The following is a 17,719-nucleotide window of genomic DNA, read 5'->3' as shown; positions in this document are numbered from 1 at the left end:
CTCTCATTTTCGTGAGCGGCAAGACGAATGCGCACCAGGACTTGGCCGACTGCGAACGCCGACGCAGAAGCCGGGTCTGGAAAGTGATGAAAGCCAGGCCTGCAAAAGCCTGGAAGTAAAAAATCCGGAGGAACCCCCATGTCTGCAACGTCAGCGGTCCCGTTACCAAAGGAAGCCGCGCGGCCCATGAGTGCCGGCGAGAAGAAGGTCATCCTGGCCTCCTCGCTCGGCACTGTGTTCGAGTGGTATGATTTCTATCTCTACGGATCGCTTGCCGCGATCATCGGTGCGCAGTTCTTCTCAGCCTATCCGGAAGCGACGCGCAACATCTTCGCCCTGATGGCCTTCGCCGCCGGCTTTCTGGTCCGCCCCTTCGGTGCGCTGGTGTTCGGACGTCTCGGCGACCTAGTGGGCCGCAAGTATACCTTTCTCGTGACCATCCTGATCATGGGCATCTCGACCTTCGTCGTCGGCCTGCTGCCCTCCTATGCCACGATGAACGAGTACGGCGTCGGCTGGGTCGCGCCCGTGGCGCTGCTGGCGTTGCGCATGCTCCAGGGCCTCGCGCTCGGCGGTGAGTACGGCGGCGCGGCGGTCTATGTGGCCGAGCACGCTCCTCCCGGCCGTCGCGGCTTCTACACCGCCTTCATCCAGACCACGGCGACCCTCGGTCTCCTGCTGTCGCTGATGGTGATCCTGTTCACCCAGATCTACGTCAACGCGAACTATGCACCCGTCGCCACCACCCTCGCCGATGGTTCGGCCGGGACGATCACGCCCTTCGCCGCCTGGGGCTGGCGCATTCCGTTCCTGGTTTCGATCGTGCTGCTCGGCGTCTCGGTCTGGATCCGTCTGCAGATGCAGGAGAGCCCGGCCTTCAAGAAGATGAAGGACGAGGGCACCGGCTCGAAGGCGCCGCTCTCCGAGGCGTTCGGCCAGTGGCGCAACGCCAAATGGGCGCTCCTCGCGCTTCTCGGCCTCACCGCCGGCCAGGCCGTGGTCTGGTACACCGGCCAGTTCTACGCGCTGTTCTTCCTGCAGACGATCCTGAAGGTCGATCAGTTCACGGCCAACGTACTCATTGCCTGGTCGCTCATCCTCGGCACCGGCGGGTTCCTGTTCTTCGGCGCGCTCTCCGACAAGATCGGCCGCAAGCCGATCATCCTCGGCGGTTGCGTGATCGCGGCACTGACCTTCTTCCCGCTGTTCAAGGCGTTGACCGCGGCCGCCAACCCGGCCCTGCACGCGGCCCAGCAGAGCACGCAGGTGGTGGTCAAGGCCGATCCGGCGGATTGCTCGTTCCAGTTCAATCCTGTGGGAACGGCCAAGTTCACCAATTCCTGCGACATCGCCAAGGCGCTGCTCGCGCGCTCGGCCGTGAACTACACCACCGAGCCGGCCGCTCCCGGCACCAAGGCCACCGTCACCGTCGCCGGCAAGGAGTTCGCCGCCGCCGATCCGACCTTCGCCAAGGAGGTCGGCGCGGCCCTCACCGCCTCCGGCTACCCCACCGCCACCAACCCGAGCATCGTGAAGATCGCCATCGAACCGAAGGACGGCCTGTCGAACTTCGCCAAGATGATCGACATCTTCTCGGTCCAGAAGCTGACGATCATCGGTATCCTGACGATCCTCGTCCTCTACGTGACGATGGTCTACGGCCCGATCGCGGCGGCCCTCGTCGAACTGTTCCCGACGCGTATCCGCTACACTTCGATGTCGCTGCCCTACCATATCGGCAACGGCTGGTTCGGCGGCCTGCTGCCGGCCACCGCCTTCGCCATGGTGGCCCAGACCGGCGACATCTATTTCGGCCTCTGGTACCCGATCGTCATCGCCCTCGCGACGGCCGTCATCGGTGCCCTGTTCATCCCCGAGACCAAGGACAGGGACATCTTCACCTGGGACGACCGCCCGGCGCGATAGTCCTCGAATCGGGACGCCGGACCGGGTCCTCGGCCTCGGTCCGGCGCTTGCTGTGACGCCGTCGATATGACGATACGAAAAAGGGCCCCGGATCGCTCCGGGGCCCTTTCTCGTATCGTCCGCGCGTTGCGGAATTCGTCTGCCGTCATGCAGGCTCGGCGGTCTCCGCATGTTCCGCCTGCAGGGCGTGATGATCGGCCATCGTCTGCCAGGCGTAGCGCATGGCGAACTCGGCCACCGCCTCGTCGAAGGCGTCGCCCTTGCCGAGATAGCCGGCGATCATCGCCGCGTCTCCCGACCGGGCATGGGCGCGGGCAAGCGTGGTGCCGCAGAGACGGGCATAGGCTTTGGGGCCGCTCTCGGCGAGGATCTCGGCGACGGCCGAGAGCTTCTTGTTCTTGAGCTGGCGCACGTAATAGGAGCGCCCACTCACCTCGGAATGGGCGGTACCGAGGAACATGTCGCTGGCGGCCTGCATGATGCGCTGGCCGTCGATCACGCGCTGGCCCTCGGATGCGAGGAAGAACGGGCTGAGGGCGAGCTGACCCAGGACCGAAGGCCGGGCTTCCTTGATCTGCAGGAACAGCGGCGCGCCATCCGCGTCGGAATAGAGCCCCACGGCGCAGACCGTGCCCACCGAGCCGATGCCGACCACCTTGAAGGCGACGTCGCGCTGCATGTAGCGCAGGGTCAGCAGGTTGCGGTCGGCCTGGAGGCTCTGCGGATAGGCGAGCAGCGCGGCGGCCGCTTCCTGCACCGCCTCGGTCAGCCCGTTCGACCCTTCGTGGAAGATCGTCGGCGCCTTGTCGGCGATGCGCCACAGGGCCGGGTCCGCATGGACGGTCGCCGGGTCGAGGTCCGGAGCGTCGCCATGGCTCAGACCGTCGGCGGTCTCGGAGGCCGCGTCGGACAGGAGGCGCCGGCACAGATCTCCGTCGCCGAGGCGGCCGATCTCTTCATTGAGGTCGATGCGGCTGTGCCAAATGGCCAGCGGCGAGAGATAGGACAACTCGCGGATGTGCTCGCGATAGGCGCAGACGCACGCCCGTGCCGCACGATACGCCTTGTCCTCGCCCTGGGCGAAGGCGGCGACGGCGACGCTGGCAGCGAGGCGCTTCACGTCCACGGTGAAATCGACGTTCCAGAGCGTCTCGTCGAAATCGTTGATGTCGAACAGGGTCTGGCCCTCGCCGCTGCGATACACGCCGAAATTGCCGATATGGCAATCGCCGCAGGCCTGGACCGGGATGCCCGGAACCGGAACGCCGACGAGATCGGAGGCCATCACGGCGGCGGCCCCGCGCAGGAAGGCGAAGGGACTGGCCCGCATCCGCTCGTGGCGCAGGGGAATCAGTTCGAGCAGCCGGCCGGCATCGTTCGCTCGCAAGACAGCCAGCGGATCGCGGTCGTCGGCCGGATACCAATCGGCATGAGATTCCCGGGGGACCGCATCGCGCAGGCGCTTGCCGGCCGCCCGGCGCTCCGCGCGATTGGAGGAGAGGTAGGTGTTGGTCATGGAAGATAGCCTCGACAGGGCGATGCGCGCAGGCCGTTCGCCGCACACCGCGCGGCATCAGTGCCGGAAGTGGCGATGCCCTGTAAACACCATGGCGAGCCCGGCTTCGTCGGCGGCCTTGATCACGTCGGCGTCGCGCATCGAGCCGCCGGGCTGAATCACCGCCGTCGCGCCGGCCTCCGCCGCCGCGATCAGGCCGTCGGCGAAGGGGAAGAACGCGTCCGAGGCCACCACCGAGCCCTTGGCGAGGCTTTCCGCCGCCCCGATTCGTTTTGCGCCCTCCGCCGCTTTCCAGGCGGCGATACGCGAGGAATCCACCCGCGACATCTGCCCAGCGCCGATGCCCACGGTGGCTCCGTTCCGGGCGTAGACGATGGCATTCGACTTGACGTGCTTGGCGACACGGTACGCGAAGCGCAGGTCGGCATATTCCTGCGCCGTGGGCTCGCGCTTCGTCACCACATTCAGCGTCATGTCGTCGACCACGGCCGCGTCGCGGCCCTGAACCAGGATGCCGCCAGCGAGGTTGCGCATGGCAAAGCCCTTGGCGCGCGGATCGGGCAGGCCGCCCGCGAGGAGGAGGCGCAGGTTCTTCTTGGCCGCCACGAGAGCGATCGCCTCCTCGGTGGCGTCCGGCGCAATGATCACCTCGGTGAAGATCTCGACGATGCGTGCGGCCGATTCGGCATCCAGCGTGCGGTTGAGGGCGACGATGCCGCCGAAGGCCGAGGTCGGGTCGCAGGCGAGCGCCCGCTCGTAGGCCTCTGCCAGGGTCTCGCCTTCGGCGACGCCGCACGGGTTGGCGTGCTTGATGATCGCCACCGCGGCGGCGCGGACCGGGTCGAACTCGGCGACGCATTCGTAGGCCGCGTCGGTGTCGTTGAGGTTGTTGAAGGACAGCTCCTTGCCCTGGAGCTGGCGGGCGCTCGCCACACCGGGCCGAACGAGGCCGGGCGTCCGATAGAAGGCCGCCGATTGATGCGGGTTCTCGCCGTAGCGCAGGGATTGGGCGAGGGTGCCACCGAAAGCACGGAAGGCGGGGGCCTCCTCCATCTCCACATGGTCGGCGAGCCAGGCGGCGATGGCGGAATCGTAGGAGGCGGTGCGGGCGAAGGCCTTCTGCGCCAGCCGCCTGCGGGTCGCTGCACCCAGCGTGCCGTTGCCGGCTTCGAGCTCCGAGAGGACGGCGCCGTAATCGGCCACATCCACCACCACCGCCACGTCGGCATAGTTCTTGGCCGCCGCGCGGATCATCGCCGGGCCGCCGACATCGATGTTCTCCACCGCGTCGTCATAGGCGCAGGGTTTCGCGATGGTCGCCTCGAACGGATAGAGATTGACCACGAGGAGGTCGATGGCGCCGATACCGTGGGCGGCCAGCGCCGCCTGATGCTCGGGATCGTCGCGCACCGCGAGGAGGCCGCCATGCACCGCCGGGTGCAGGGTCTTGACCCGCCCATCCATCATCTCGGGAAAGCCGGTGATCTCGGCGACTTCCGTGACCGGCAGTCCCGCCTCGCTCAAGGCCCGGTGCGTGCCGCCGGTGGAGACCAGGGCGACGCCGCGCTCGGACAGCGCGCGGGCGAAATCCACGAGGCCCGTCTTGTCGGAGACGGAAAGGAGTGCGCGGGCAACCCGCGCCTGATCATGCGACATCGTCGAGAACCGTCCGGCACAGGGCAGATCCTGCCCTTGAAGCGCGGCGGGTACCACAGATGGCGCCCTATCGGCTACCGCGCCGCCTCATCGGCCACCGGAGCCTCGAGCCGGGCAGGGTCGTTCCGCCCCGGCGCCTGTGCGAGGTGAAGGAAGCGCCAGCGCACCCGGGTACCCTCCCCGGCCGTGACGTAGAGGACGATCTGGTCGGTGCGCCGGGCCCCCGTCAGCCCCGCGAAATACACGCTCTCCTCCAGCGCCAGAGCGGCGCCGTCGGCCTCGAACCGCCAGACCTCCCCCAACGGCGAGGCCAGATCGATTCCTCCGCCCTCGGCTGCATTGGCGGCGATGGCGGGATGCAGATGGAATCGGATCGCCGCCTCCGGCGGACGCAGCCGGATGCGGTTGCCCTTGTGGGCGACGGGCACGAAGGCATCCTCGCCTTCGAGCCCGGCCCCGTCGGGGAGGAGGCACCAGCGTCGCTCATGGACGATCCCGAATTCGGCGGCATAGCCGTCATGGCGGCCGGCGAGGATCAGCGCGCCGTTATCGCTCGTCCGCTCGGATTTGACCGCGCGCGGGCCGCGCACCAGCACGGGGCCGATCCGCCCGATGAGCCAGTCCGACGCCCAGCGGCTGCCCAATCCCTCGCTGGCGCCGAGGAAGCGGCAGGACGAGGAATCCCCCACCGTCGCGGTGGAATGGGCGGCGGTGCTGCGGGCGAGGCGCCGCAATTCCGGGCCGCTCGCCGGCAGGCCGCAATTGATCACCACCCGCTGGGGGCCGCTCGACATCTCGAAGGAGAGGCAGCCGGCCCCGGCATTCGTCGAGAAGGGCAGCGGCGGCGGTGCACCCACATCGGCGACCACGACGACGCGGCCGCTCTCCAGCCGCTCGTAGCCGGAATTCGGCGCGTGCATCATCGGCTGCGCCAGGGCGCCGTCATAGACCAGCAGGGTGGCGAGGTGGTCCGCCGCCGTGGCGCCCATCCCGTTGAAATGGCTCAGGGACGCATCGCCGTGGCGCAGGAGCCGCAGCAGCGGCAGCATGCGGTCGATGCCATGGAGCAGGGCCACCGGCGGATCGAGGCTGCGGCTGAGGAAGCTCTGGCGCAGGGGCAGGAGATCGAGGAGGAGCTCCATGGCGAAGCGCGGGTCGCGGCTGCGATGGCCGCCATCCGCCATGATCTGCCGGTCGAGCTCCCGCGACAGGATGCGGGTGGCCCGGCGCAGGATCGGCTGGATGCCGTCGCAGCACAGGCCGGCATAGCACAGGGCCACCACCGCCAGGAGCCGCGATTGCGGCGGCAGGCCCCGGCGCAGGGAGCGTTCGAGGTCTCTGGCGCCGCGCCCGACTGCCTTGAGGAAGGCCTGGTAGAAGGCGTGGTCCGCCCCCTCCAGAACCAGCGGCGACTGGCTCAGGAAGGAGATCAGCCGCCGTGCCGCCACGGGCACGGGCGCGGCCAGGGCCTCGTCGCCACGGCCGGCGATGAAATCCGCCACGAAGGCACGGGCATTGGCCCGGGCCAGCGCCGTGTCGGCGGCGCGCAGATGGCGCAGCCAGCCGAAGCCGTAAAACGCATCCGCCCATTCCGGCGAGGGCGGCGCGTAATCGAAGGGCGACCGGCCGCTGACCGAAAGCGAGCGCCCGGCGAACACGAACAGGCCGGCATAGATATCGTCGGCGAAGGTGGCATCGCTGGTGCGCAGATCGTGCGGGGCGATCACCAGGGCGCTGACACGGGCGCGCGCCAGCAGGTCCGGGCTCGCGGTCAAGCGTGCCGAGATGCCCCGCGCCGAGCGCGCGATCTCACGCCCGACGAGCCGATAGAACCGCCAACGATCAGCCCCCCAACCCACGCACGCCTTTCCTCCAGCACCGCGACCCGGATGGCCATTGTGCCGGATGTCGTCCCATCGGGAAGCTAAGCCGTGCCTATTAACCAACAATTAAGGATGCCGATACTCGTCGCACCGCCTCATGCTCCCTCCGCGGGAATTTATCCCTCCGGAGTGGTGCCGCGCGAGGGGGAAAGGCGGTGTGCCGCCCCGGCCCACCAAACTGTATTTTTTGGCGAACTCGGCCGGAACGGTTGAATGCTGCACAGGTTATACACAACGCCAGCGAGTTTCGTTCCTGCAGCCTCCAGCAATGGCAGTGTGCCTATGACTGTCATCCCCGTCTTCAAGCGCGCCGGGCTCTTGATGTCTGCCGCAGCGTTATTGTGCACGTCTGGCGCTGCGATGGCCCAGAACGCTCAAGACCGTGGTCTCGGCGGCCTGTTCGAAGCGTTGTTCTCTCCGGCCCGCCCCGCCGCCGAAGCGCAGCAGGCTGCCCCCGCGTTCGAGATGCCGCAGAAATCCCTGACGATCCGGCGCGAGGCGAACCGCCCGCGCCCGAAGATCCGCTACGCCGCCCTGCCGAAAAGCGAGCCGCTGCAGCTCCAGATCGGCGACCGCCAGACGCCGATCCCGCTCTCCTCCGGACCGATGGCCGCCCTCCTCAAGGATCCGACCCTGCGCCCCGGCGACATCGTCGTGCTGAAGGACGGCGCCCGCGTCTTCACCGGCAGCGAGGAGAAGACCCATACCGTGCGGGATTTCGAGCCGGTGAGCCGCTCCGCCTCGGTCGATCGCAAGACCAAGGCGCTCCTGTCGATGATGATCGCCCCAGTCGGCGCGCTGCCGCCCGACGAAGTGCGCAAGTTCATGGCGCGGCTAAAGAAGACCTCCCCCGCTGGCGATGGGAACGGTGAGGCTCAGGTCCAGACCGTCTCCATGCGGGTGATCACGCCGTAAGGCGGACGCCTACCGCAGATACGTCACGCTATACAAAGTCCGCCGCAACTCACTCTCGGTGACCCAGATGCGGCCGTTGTCGCAGCGTTCGCGAATTCCATCGCGCATGCGGCCGCAATACTCGCCGGTATTGTCCTGAATTCTATACTGGCAGACGCTCCCCGCCTTGCGGCGGCCGATGACCGGGCTTGCATGGTCGGCGAAGAGGTCGGGGTCCTTCGGATCGCGGTCCTCCAGCAGATACCAGCTGTAGCCCACGGTTGGCACGCGGCCATGATCGAGAGCGTAGTCGACCATGGCGAGGATGCGGTCGAGCTTCGGCTTGCTCGGGTGGCGACCGGATTCGAGCATGTCGGCGAAATCGGCCTGGCTTGCGGCCACGCGGTAGGAGACCGGTAGGAGCGGCACCGGCAGCGGCGTACGGCGGCATGTAGCCTCCACATGCGCGATCCAGGCCGCGTTGAACGGATCGGCCCGCCGCCCGCGCAGATGAGACGCGGTCGCGGCCACGGCGCGGAAGCTCTGGCGCGTTGGGTGAAGCTTCGTCCGGTAGCGCAGCGCGCGCAATGTCGGCATCACATAGCGATAGCCGTCATTGGACGGCAGGTCGCGGTCCTCGCAATAGCCGCCGATATTGTAGAGGAGCGCCGCCGTATCCTCCTCGCCGCCCTCGATCTTGTCGAAATACGGTTCCAGGGTAGGGTTGCCGTCCTTGGTCACCTCGGCGGTGTTGCGGCTCCAGGCGATGTCGGCCCGGTAGGCCGGATGCGCGCGGAGATGGCGTCTCAGATGCGGGTCCGGGATCGCCTCCAGGCGCGCCGGGTCGGCAAAGTAGAACTTCGTCGCCACGTCGAGGGGCGAGACCGACCTTCCGACCCGGTGCGAGATCATGTCCGCCGTGGCGTAGGCGAAGCAGATCGCGCTCTCACCCTGGTTCAGGGGCAGGTCCTTCGGCGAGGGCGAGATCCCCACGTCGCGGGTGCCGGTATGGATCTCGAACGGGATCGTCAGCGAGACCGGGTCGCAGGCGGGATTGCGGGCATAGGCCGGCGCCACCGGCAGGATGCGGCGGTCGATCTCGCCGGCCCCGGCCTGGCCGACGAGCGACAGGGCCGCGATCAGGCCGGCCATGGCATGGGGCAGGGCCCGCACCGTGCGCCTTAAGCCTTCCGAACCAGACGGCTCGCGAAGAACCCGTCGATCCCGCCACGAACCACCGGCAGGTCACCTGCGTCGGCGGCCGTTTCGCCGGACAGGTGCGAGGGCAGCGTCCGCAGGTCACCGTCGCTGTTGATGAGCTCACCGAGGCCGCCGACCTCCTCGGAGCGGATCGCCAGCCGTTCGAAAGCCGGATTGCGGGCGAGGAAGGCGGCGACCTGCCCCTCGCCTTCCTCGGGCTCCAGCGAGCAGGTGCAATAGACGAGACGCCCCCCCGGCTTCACCAGGGTGGCGGCGCGGTCGAGCAGGCGGCGCTGCAGCCCGCCGAGGCGCCCGACATCGCCGCCGGCCTTGGTCCAGGCGACGTCGGGATGGCGCCGGATCGTGCCCGTGGCCGAACAGGGCGCGTCGAGGAGCACGGCGTCGAACGTATCAGCGTCGGTCTCGGGCAATTGGGTGGCGTCGCCGACGCGGATCTCGGCCGTCAGCCCGAGGCGGGCGAGGTTCTCCGTCAGGCGTTCGAGGCGCGGGGCCGAACGGTCCACGGCCACCACCTCGGCTCCCATGGCGGCGAGCTGGGCGGTCTTGCCGCCGGGCGCCGCGCAAAGATCGGCCACGCGCTGCCCCGGCCCGACAGCGAGCAGGCGCGCCGGGATGGCGGCGGCGGCGTCCTGCACCCACCACGCGCCCTCGCCGTAGCCGGGCAGGTCCGAGACCGCCGAGCGGACTTCATGCAGGCGGATGCTGCCGGTGGGCAGGGCGACGCCGCCGAGGCGCTCGGCCCATTCCGTCACGCTGCCGCGCGGTGTGATGTCGAGGGCGGCGCCGGAGAGATGGGCGGAGGCGATGGCGCGGGCCGTGTCGGGTCCGTAGGCGGCGCTCCAGCGGGCGGCGAGCCAGTCCGGGGTGTTCTGCGCCAGGGGATCGGACGCCTCGGCCGCGATGGCGTCCCGCTCACGGATCACCCGGCGCAGGATGGCGTTCACGAGACCGGGCGTGTGCTGCAGGTAGGGGTCGCCTTTGGCGAGCCGGACCGAGAGATCGACGGCAGCATGGTCCGGCACGTTGAGATCGAGGATCTGCACGGCGCCGGTGACGAGAAGGGCCACCAGTCGTGGCTGGTCCGGCGGCAGGCCTTGGGTCATGCGGGCGGCCAGCATCCGCCGCAGGAAGCCGAGGCGGCGGAAGGTGGCGGTGGCGATGGCCCGCGCCAGCGATGCGTCGGCGGCGTCGAGGCCGGCATCGAGGCCCGCCTTGGCCAGGGCATCTTCGAGGGCGAAGGCGCGGCCCTGGACGAGGAGATCGGCCACGGCGGCATGGGCCACCTGCCGGGCGGCGAGGCCCGGAACCGTGCGGTCGATCGTCGTCGCCGGCCCATCCGCGTTGCGGCGTGTCGCCATGAATGCCACTTTCCGTGTCCGAGGCCCGGTCACCCGGAGCCAGTCCCAACGGATGCCCTCCCATCCGGCCCACCGAGATGCAAGCCATGACGACGCCAGACGACGCGGAAAACGCCGAGATCCCGCCCCGCCCCGCTTTGACGCCGGCCGCCGCGCGGGCTCTGGCCGAGGCCGCCGACCGGCGCGCGGCCATCGATGCGAAGGCGGCGGAGATCTCTGCCGCCCGCGAGCGCCAGGGCCGTGGCGGCCTGGAGCCCGTCCGCTACGACGATTGGGAAGTCAAAGGCATCGCCGTCGATTTCTGACAGCGGGCTCAGCGCGTGACGTAGACCTGCGTCCCCACGGAGACGCGCCCGTAGAGATCGACCACGTCCTGATTGTACATGCGGATGCAGCCGTAGGACGCGTAGGTGCCCACCGAGTTCGGGCGGTTGGTGCCGTGGATGGCATATTCGCCGCCGGCCAGGGTCATCGCCGCCGCGCCCATCGGGTTATGCGGCGAGCCGCCGGCGATCACGTCGGGCAGGCGCGGGTTGTCGCGCTTGACCTCCCGCGGCGGCGACCAGGCCGGCTCGACATACTTGCCGTCGATCTGGGTGGCGCCGGTCCATTGCTTGCCGGGCTTGCCCACCGCCACGGGATAGCGGATCGCCGTGCCGTCGCCGTTGACGAGGTAGAGCCGGCGCTCCGAGGTGCGGACCACGACGGTGCCGGGCATGACGGCCTGGTCGAAGGCCACGAGTTCGCGGGACGCGGCCGGTGTCGCGGCAAACCCCACACTCAAGACTGTTCCAGCCAAACACGCAGCGAACCCATTACGCGCGAACATCTGTCGTCATCCTCGAAAGCGTGACCGTGAGCTTCACGATAAGCGGCGATCGAGATTGCCGTTCCGGTTACCGATGGGGGTCATGGGCCGGATACGCACCGGAATGACGAAGCGCGGTTAAACGGTGCCCTCGCGCTCGCGCTAAAGGCGAGCGGTCCGGGTAAGCTTTGGTAAAGTCGAAGGGCGGTCACCGCTCCAGCAGGACGGAAGCCGTCTCGTCGCGCTCCTGCCAGCCATGCCGGACGAGTTCGGGATCATCGTGCTCCTCCACCGGATAGCCGACGCAGAGATAGGCGACGAGACGCCAGGAGGCGGGAACGTCGAGTTGCGACGCGACGCAATCGGGTTCGATGATCGACACCCAGCCGACGCCGAGGCCATGCGCCCGCGCGGCGAGCCAGAAGGTGTGCACTGCCGTCACCACCGAGTAGCGCAGCATTTCCGGCATGGTGGCACGGCCGAGGCCGAAGCCGTTTGTCGTATTCTCATCGCAGAAGATCGCGAGATGGATGGGTGCCTCGCGCAGGCCCGCGAGCTTCAGGCGGGTATAGGCTTCGCGGCGCTCGCAATCGTAGGTCTCGGCCGCCGCATCGTTGCAGCGCTCGAAACTCGCGGTCACCGCCGCACGCCGGACGGGGTCGACGACACGGACGAAACGCCAGGGCTGGCTGTTGCCCACGGACGGGCTCAGCATGGCCAGGGCGAGGCAGCGCTGGAACACCGCCTCATCGACAGGGTCGCTCCGAAAGCGGCGCACGTCGCGACGCCAGGCGAACAGCTCGCCGAGCGTCTCGCGAAAGCCGGGATCGAACCTCACCAAGACCTGCCGCCCAACCACTGCCATTCCTTGTCGACGAGGCCGCCTCGGCCGCCTACCCCTCCGAGCCGACGCCCGAATCCGGACGGTCGCGAGAGGGACGGGAGAATGCGAAGGCCGGCCAACGCCATCGAAGGGGATTTTTAGACCAGAGCGCGCCGGTATGGCAGAAAAAAAGGCCGCACTCCGGAGAGGCGGCCTGAAGTCCTTGGGTCTCGAAACCTCTGGAGTGTCGTTCCCGTGACATCGGCAGGCTCCCGAAAGCTGGGGAGCATGGATATCGGCCGCCCGACCGAGCACGGAACCGACGAGGGTTCGGCCACAGGTATCATCTTCTATCGAGGCCGACGATGGGCAATAACGGGGCGAAATCGTGACGTTGTGTTGCCGGTCCGTAGCTGGTGCCGGCGCGCACTTGATGGTCGGCCGGGCTTGCAGGCTCGAAGTGGGAGGCCCATCATTCCTCCTTCGCGGCGCCCGTAGGGTCGCGGAAGCCGAGGAGTGAGGATGGACGAGAGGACCGGAGCCGAGCCGCGATCGCAGGATTCCACCAGCCGCGTCGTGCCGTTCCCGACGGCTCCGGTGGTGCCACAGGTCGCCTTCGACCGCTCCGAGCTCAGGACCCTGTTCAACCTCTACGGCCGCATGGTCTCGGCCGGGGAATGGCGTGACTACGCCCTCGACTTCCGCCGGGACAAGGCGGTGTTCTCAATCTACCGCCGCTCGTCCGAGACGCCGCTGTTCCGGGTCGAGAAAGACCCTAAGCTCGCCCGCCGGCAGGGTGCCTTCGCGGTGATCTCGGCAGCGGGCATCGTGCTCAAGCGAGGGCATGACCTCGCCCGTGTCCTGGCGGCGCTGGAAAAGCCCCTCCGCGTGGTGTGATCGCCCCCGTCACGGGATGAAGAACGGGACCGCCTCCCAACGGATCGGAGGCCAACCCCATCGCCGCGCTCCGATGGAATACAGGGCGCCGAGCACGAACAGTGTGACGATGCCGGCGATGATAGCAGTGCCGAGGCCGGCCCATGCGCCGGTACCGATCGCGGCGGCGGCGCTCACGCCCACAACGGCGTAGGTCGGTACGTCACTCGGAGGCGGCGTCTCCCACCCCGAGCCCCGCCCGATCTTTGGCACCGCCGGCTTACGCACCCCGACATCCTCGCATGACCGTCGCAACGGACAAAAAAAGGCCCCGGCGTTTCCGCCGGGGCCTCCGATCCGCGTTCCAGCGGCTCGCTTAGCGGCGATCGCCGAGGAGCTGGAGCAGGAACTGGAACATGTTGATGAAGTCCAGGTAGAGGGTCAAAGCGCCATTCACCGACAGCTTGGCCGCGCCTTCGGCATCGGCACCGCTGTAGAGGAACATCTCCTTGAGCTTCTGCGTGTCGTAGGCGGTAAGGCCCGCGAAGATCAGGACGCCGAGCACCGAGATGGCGAACTGAAGCGCGCTCGAGGCCAGGAAGATGTTCACGATCGAGGCGATGAAGAGGCCGATCACGCCCATGATCAGGAACGAGCCCATCCCCGAGAGGCTACGCTTGGTGGTGTAGCCATAGAGGCTGAGACCGCCGAACGTGGCCGCCGTGATGAAGAAGACTCTGACCACGCTGGCACCCGTGAACACGAGCAGCAGGGTCGACATCGACGCGCCCATCACCGCCGCGAAGGCGAAGAAGGTCATGCGTGCCGAGGAGGCCGACATCTTGTCCATCCGCATCGTGAAGATGAAGATGAACGCGAGGGGCGCCAGCATCAGAACCCACTTGAGCGGGCTGGTGTAGAGCATCTGGCCGAACGGGGTCAGCGCGACCTTGCCCGTCGTGGTCTGCGCGGTGGCGGCCATGTTCAGGCCAAGGGCCACGAGGCCGGAGATCCCGAGGCCGACGACCATGTTGTTGTAGACGCCGAGCATGAAGCTGCGCAGGCCCTGGTCGACCTCGACCTGGGAACCGGCATAGCCCTGGGGCTGGGCGCCGTAGCGGAAGGGGCTATTATCGAATGCCATGGGAGATTCCCTTGGAAGCTCTCTCAGCGTGTGATTTGGAACCGAGGCTCACGCACAGGACCTCTGGCACGTCACCGCGCCTTGAGCCCAAATATGTTCCGTCATGCCGCTCCGCACAAGGGGGCGGCCGAGCTTTGTGGCTCTGGAATCGGAGCTTCTGACCTCGATCTTTATTTGGATGGGAATGGATTAAATCTGGTTCATCATCCACCGGCCACGCAAGAGCTATAGTGACAGGTCATAAACCATGACTTCGATGTCCGCTTTCTCCCTCGATGGGGAGGCGGGCGAGCGTCCGGCCTCAGAATTGGCGCAGGTAGGGAGCCGGTTTCTGACCGAGAATACGCCACGTCCCGGCGAGCCCGAGGACGATCGCGAAGACCACCGCGAGGGTGGATGCGACCAAGGCACCGGACAGGTCCAGGGCGAAGTCGAGCTTCATCACGCGGGTCACGATGGTCCAGCCCGCGAGCGTGCCGGCGAGAAGCCCGAACAGGGCGGTGGCGATGCCCAGGGCACCGTATTCCAGCGTATAGGCCAGGAGCAGGCGCCCGCGCGTGGCGCCCAGAACCTTCAGCACCACGGCATCGTATAGCCGGGCGCGGTGCCCCGCCGCGATGGCGCCGGCGAGCACGAACAGGCTCGCCACCACCGCGACTCCGCTGGCGGCGCGAATCGCCAGGACCAGCTTGCCGACGATATCGTTGACCGTGTCGAGGGCGTCCTTCACCCGCACGCTGGTCACCGACGGAAAGGCGCGGGCGACGTCGCGCAGGATCAGGGCCTCGGTCCCGGCATCCGGCCCGCCCGCCAGGGTCAGGGTGGCGAGGTCCGAATGCGGCGCCCCCCGGAACGTACCCGGCGAAAAGACCATGACGAAATTGATGCCGAGGTTGCGCCATTCGACCTTGCGCAGGTTGGCGACTTTGGCCGTCAGATTCCGCCCCAGAACGTTGACCGTGACGGTGCCGCCGACGCCCAGATTGAGCGCCCGCCCGAGCTCCGCATCGAAGGACACCAGCGGCTTCGCGCCTTCCTCGGCGCTCCACCACGCCCCGTCGACGAGGCTGGAGCCCTCCGGCAGATCGTCGGAATAGGTGATGCCGCGGTCGCCATCGAGCACCCAGGCGGCATCCTCCGGCGGCTTGATGGCGGCGGCGGGGGTATCGTTGATGGCCACGATCCGCCCGCGCATCATCGGCACGCGCTCGATCTTGGCGCCGGGCGCGAGCCTGCCGAGTTCCGCATGGAACCCGTCCGCGTCCGCCGCCGGGATGTCGAGAAAGAACAGGTTCGGCGCACGGGCCGGCAGCGAACTCGTCAGCGTTCGCCGGACATTGGCGTCGATCAGGCTCAGCGTCACCAGCAGGGTCACGCCGAGACCGAGCGACAGGACGATGGCGGGGGTGAGCGCGCCGGGGCGGTGGAGGTTGGCCAAAGCCATGCGGGGCGCTGCCGAACGCGGCCGGGGCAGACGCCGCGCCCCGGCCATGAGGCCGAGGGCGACGAGGCGCAGAAGCCCGAAGGCAAGGCCGGCCGCCACGATGAACATCAGCGCCACCCTGCGGTCGAAGGCGGTGGCCAGCGCCAGCGCCACCAGGGCGGCGAGCGCCGCGACGAGGATCAGCCGGTAGCGCAGCCGAGTCTTGCGGGTGTCGGGATCGACCACATCCCGGAACAGGCCGGAGACCGGCACGTCATGGGCGTGGCCCAGGGGAATGATGGCGAAGGCGAGCGCCGTCAGCAGGCCGTAGGCGGCGGCGAGCAGCAGCTCTGCCGGTGCCAGGGTCGGGTTCAACGGCAGTGGCAGCGCATCGTGGAACAGGGCATCGAGGAGGAAGGGCAGGCCCGCCCCGATCGCGAGTCCGATCACAGTGCCGAGCCCGGCCACCAGCATCACCTGCGTGAGATAGATGGCAACCACCTGCCCCCCCGGCGCACCGACGCTCTTCAGGGTGGCGATAGACCCGCGCTTCCTCGCCACGAAGGCATTGACGGCATTGGCGACACCGACTCCACCGACGATCAGCGCCGTGAGACCGACCAGGGTGAGGAACTGGGTGAAGCGCTCGACGCTCTTGGCGAAACGCGGATCGGCATTGGAGCGCGAGCGCATCTCCCAGCCGGCATCCGGCGCCGCCCTGGCGACGGTCGCGACCCGCCGCTCCAGCTCCGCATCGTCGGCGGCGGGCGCCTGGATACGATAGCTCCAGCGGTTGAGGCTGCCCGGGCGGATCAGCCCCGTCGCCTGGAGCGTCGCGGCCGAGACGAGGAGGCGCGGGCCGAAGCCGATGCCGTTGGCGATCTTGTCCGGCTCGGAGACCAGGGTGGCCCGGATGGCGATCGGCTTGCCGGCGATCTCGATCCGGTCGCCGACTTTGAGGTCGAGGCGCGTGAGCAGGATCGGGTCGGCGACGGCGCCGAACGTCCCATCCTTCTCCGCCAGCAGATCGGAAAGCGGCAAGGCCGGGTCGGTGACGAGGTCCCCGGCAGCGGGATAGGCGCCGTCCACGGCCTTGAGTTCCACCAGGGCCGCCCCCTTGTCGCCGGCCAGAGCCATGGCCCGCAGGGTCGTGACCACAGAGACCTTGCCCTGCGCGTCGAGGGCGGCCCGCTCGTTCACCGTCGCCTCGCGGTTGATCAGGCTGTAGGTGAGATCGCCGCCGAGGATGCGCTTGCCCTCGCGGCCGAGACCGTCCGTGAGCGAGCGCGAGATCGAGGCGACCCCGGCAATGGCCGCGACGCCCAGCGCGATGCAGGCGAGGAACACGGCAAAACCGGCGAGCCCGGCGCGCAGCTCGCGGAAGGCGAGGCGCAGGGTGAGCGGGACGCGGCTGCGGCGCGGGGTCGGGCCCGGCCTGGCGAGGGTGCCGTGCATGGATCAGGCCTTCCGCCGAACACAAGGATTCAGCTGGATCACGCCGCCACTGCCTCGTCCACCTGTCCCGAGCGCAGGCGCACGGTGCGGTCGCAGAGCCGAGCGAGGCCGGGATCGTGGGTGACGAGGACGAGGGTCGCGCCGCGATCGCGCTTCAGGGCGAAGAGAAGGTCCACGATCTGCCGGCCCGTGGCCTCGTCGAGATTGCCGGTGGGTTCGTCCGCCACCAGGATTGCCGGGTCCGGCGCGATGGCGCGGGCGATGGCGACGCGCTGCTGCTCGCCGCCCGAGAGCTGAGCGGGGTAGTGGTGCAGCCGGTGGCCGAGGCCGACCGCCTCCAATTCCGCCCGCGCCCGCTCGTGCGCACCCGGCTTGTCGGCGAGTTCGAGGGGCAGCGCGACGTTCTCCAGGGCCGTCATCGTCGGCACGAGGTGGAAAGCCTGGAACACGATGCCGATGCGCCGGCCGCGAAACCGCGCGAGGGCATCCTCGTCGAGCGCTCCGAGATCGGTGCCCTCCACATGGATCGCTCCGGATTCCGGGCGCTCCAGACCCGCCATCACCATCAGCAGGGTCGACTTGCCCGAGCCGGAGGGGCCGACGAGGCCGACCGCCTCGCCGCGTGCCACATCGAGGGAGATGCCACGCAGGACATGGACCCGCGCCGCGCCCCGGCCGAGGCTGAGATCGATCCGCGACAGCGCGATCGCGGGAGCGTCCACCTTGCCGGGCATCA

Annotated in this window: 15 protein-coding genes; 4 read left to right on the top strand and 11 right to left on the bottom strand. The window is 68.5% G+C overall.

All coding sequences use genetic code 11. The features are described 5' to 3' along the window. The first annotated feature begins 186 nt into the window (after positions 1-186). Positions 187-1,926 (top strand): MFS transporter, encoded by a 1,740-nt coding sequence (locus tag FPV16_RS01115; RefSeq protein WP_227435463.1) that lies wholly within the window; start codon positions 187-189, stop codon positions 1,924-1,926. A gap of 145 nt (positions 1,927-2,071) precedes the next feature. Here the strand turns inward: FPV16_RS01115 and FPV16_RS01110 are convergent, their stop codons facing one another. The 3 genes from FPV16_RS01110 to FPV16_RS01100 all read right to left on the bottom strand — a co-directional run bounded on the left by FPV16_RS01110 (position 2,072) and on the right by FPV16_RS01100 (position 6,957). Beyond that, a complete protein-coding gene (locus FPV16_RS01110) occupies positions 2,072-3,442 on the bottom strand; it encodes a DUF2252 domain-containing protein (protein ID WP_227435462.1) in 1,371 nt (456 codons plus the stop codon). 57 nt (positions 3,443-3,499) lie between these two features. Next, the gene (gene purH / locus FPV16_RS01105; RefSeq protein ID WP_227435460.1) at positions 3,500-5,098 is read right to left on the bottom strand and encodes a bifunctional phosphoribosylaminoimidazolecarboxamide formyltransferase/IMP cyclohydrolase; all 1,599 of its coding nucleotides are present in this window, start codon (positions 5,096-5,098) and stop codon (positions 3,500-3,502) included. A gap of 74 nt (positions 5,099-5,172) precedes the next feature. After that, positions 5,173-6,957, bottom strand: coding sequence for a heparinase II/III family protein (locus tag FPV16_RS01100; RefSeq protein WP_227435458.1), 1,785 nt, complete (start codon positions 6,955-6,957; stop codon positions 5,173-5,175). A 384-nt stretch (positions 6,958-7,341) separates the two neighbouring features. Between FPV16_RS01100 and FPV16_RS01095 the strand changes: the two genes are divergently transcribed. Then, positions 7,342-7,896 carry a hypothetical protein gene (locus FPV16_RS01095; RefSeq protein WP_227435456.1) on the top strand — a complete coding sequence of 185 codons (555 nt, stop codon included), beginning with the start codon at positions 7,342-7,344 and terminating at the stop codon, positions 7,894-7,896. A gap of 9 nt (positions 7,897-7,905) precedes the next feature. On the opposite strand, the gene FPV16_RS01090 is transcribed toward FPV16_RS01095, so the two are convergent. Together FPV16_RS01090 and FPV16_RS01085 are read right to left on the bottom strand one after the other, a co-directional pair. After that, positions 7,906-9,048 (bottom strand): hypothetical protein, encoded by a 1,143-nt coding sequence (locus FPV16_RS01090; protein WP_227435454.1) that lies wholly within the window; start codon positions 9,046-9,048, stop codon positions 7,906-7,908. 8 nt (positions 9,049-9,056) lie between these two features. Beyond that, positions 9,057-10,454, bottom strand: a complete 1,398-nt coding sequence (locus tag FPV16_RS01085; protein ID WP_227435453.1) for an RsmB/NOP family class I SAM-dependent RNA methyltransferase — start codon at positions 10,452-10,454, stop codon at positions 9,057-9,059. Positions 10,455-10,540: 86 nt separating this feature from the next. Here FPV16_RS01085 and FPV16_RS01080 point away from each other — a divergent pair, with 86 nt between their 5' ends. Beyond that, complete coding sequence (locus FPV16_RS01080) at positions 10,541-10,759, top strand: DUF1674 domain-containing protein (RefSeq protein ID WP_227435452.1); 219 nt, start codon at positions 10,541-10,543, stop codon at positions 10,757-10,759. An 8-nt stretch (positions 10,760-10,767) separates the two neighbouring features. On the opposite strand, the gene FPV16_RS01075 is transcribed toward FPV16_RS01080, so the two are convergent. Both FPV16_RS01075 and bluB read right to left on the bottom strand, forming a co-directional pair. Continuing rightward, positions 10,768-11,283, bottom strand: a complete 516-nt coding sequence (locus FPV16_RS01075) for a L,D-transpeptidase (RefSeq protein WP_227435451.1) — start codon at positions 11,281-11,283, stop codon at positions 10,768-10,770. A 187-nt stretch (positions 11,284-11,470) separates the two neighbouring features. Continuing rightward, positions 11,471-12,127, bottom strand: coding sequence for a 5,6-dimethylbenzimidazole synthase (gene bluB, locus FPV16_RS01070; protein WP_227435450.1), 657 nt, complete (start codon positions 12,125-12,127; stop codon positions 11,471-11,473). A gap of 480 nt (positions 12,128-12,607) precedes the next feature. On the opposite strand from bluB, the gene FPV16_RS01065 reads away from it, so the two are divergent. Beyond that, the gene (locus FPV16_RS01065) at positions 12,608-12,982 is read left to right on the top strand and encodes a DUF2794 domain-containing protein (RefSeq protein WP_227435449.1); all 375 of its coding nucleotides are present in this window, start codon (positions 12,608-12,610) and stop codon (positions 12,980-12,982) included. 9 nt (positions 12,983-12,991) lie between these two features. On the opposite strand, the gene FPV16_RS01060 is transcribed toward FPV16_RS01065, so the two are convergent. From FPV16_RS01060 to FPV16_RS01045, 4 genes are all read right to left on the bottom strand, one after another. Continuing rightward, positions 12,992-13,249: a hypothetical protein gene (locus FPV16_RS01060; RefSeq protein ID WP_227435448.1), complete on the bottom strand. Its 258-nt coding sequence runs from the start codon at positions 13,247-13,249 to the stop codon at positions 12,992-12,994. Between the two features lie 88 nt (positions 13,250-13,337). Then, positions 13,338-14,105, bottom strand: coding sequence for a Bax inhibitor-1/YccA family protein (locus tag FPV16_RS01055; protein WP_227435446.1), 768 nt, complete (start codon positions 14,103-14,105; stop codon positions 13,338-13,340). Positions 14,106-14,406: 301 nt separating this feature from the next. Next, positions 14,407-16,983 (bottom strand): ABC transporter permease, encoded by a 2,577-nt coding sequence (locus tag FPV16_RS01050; protein WP_227435444.1) that lies wholly within the window; start codon positions 16,981-16,983, stop codon positions 14,407-14,409. A 38-nt stretch (positions 16,984-17,021) separates the two neighbouring features. Next, on the bottom strand, positions 17,022-17,717 hold the full coding sequence (locus tag FPV16_RS01045) for an ABC transporter ATP-binding protein (RefSeq protein WP_227435551.1): 696 nt from the start codon (positions 17,715-17,717) through the stop codon (positions 17,022-17,024). Between the last annotated feature and the right edge of the window lie 2 nt (positions 17,718-17,719).

Source organism: Methylobacterium sp. W2 (assembly GCF_020662345.1).
GTDB lineage: Bacteria > Pseudomonadota > Alphaproteobacteria > Rhizobiales > Beijerinckiaceae > Methylobacterium.
The sequence above is the reverse complement of the archived record's forward strand: the minus strand, read 5'-3'. Positions and strand labels throughout refer to the sequence as shown.

Coding starts and splice junctions, on each gene's coding strand:
- FPV16_RS01115 (WP_227435463.1), top strand. CDS start 187: ATGAGTGCCGGCGAGAAGAAGGTCATCCTGGCCTCCTCGCTCGGCACT.
- FPV16_RS01110 (WP_227435462.1), bottom strand. CDS start 3,442: ATGACCAACACCTACCTCTCCTCCAATCGCGCGGAGCGCCGGGCGGCC.
- purH (WP_227435460.1), bottom strand. CDS start 5,098: ATGTCGCATGATCAGGCGCGGGTTGCCCGCGCACTCCTTTCCGTCTCC.
- FPV16_RS01095 (WP_227435456.1), top strand. CDS start 7,342: ATGGCCCAGAACGCTCAAGACCGTGGTCTCGGCGGCCTGTTCGAAGCG.
- FPV16_RS01085 (WP_227435453.1), bottom strand. CDS start 10,454: ATGGCGACACGCCGCAACGCGGATGGGCCGGCGACGACGATCGACCGC.
- FPV16_RS01080 (WP_227435452.1), top strand. CDS start 10,541: ATGACGACGCCAGACGACGCGGAAAACGCCGAGATCCCGCCCCGCCCC.
- FPV16_RS01075 (WP_227435451.1), bottom strand. CDS start 11,283: ATGTTCGCGCGTAATGGGTTCGCTGCGTGTTTGGCTGGAACAGTCTTG.
- bluB (WP_227435450.1), bottom strand. CDS start 12,127: ATGGCAGTGGTTGGGCGGCAGGTCTTGGTGAGGTTCGATCCCGGCTTT.
- FPV16_RS01065 (WP_227435449.1), top strand. CDS start 12,608: ATGGACGAGAGGACCGGAGCCGAGCCGCGATCGCAGGATTCCACCAGC.
- FPV16_RS01055 (WP_227435446.1), bottom strand. CDS start 14,105: ATGGCATTCGATAATAGCCCCTTCCGCTACGGCGCCCAGCCCCAGGGC.
- FPV16_RS01050 (WP_227435444.1), bottom strand. CDS start 16,983: ATGCACGGCACCCTCGCCAGGCCGGGCCCGACCCCGCGCCGCAGCCGC.
- FPV16_RS01045 (WP_227435551.1), bottom strand. CDS start 17,717: ATGCCCGGCAAGGTGGACGCTCCCGCGATCGCGCTGTCGCGGATCGAT.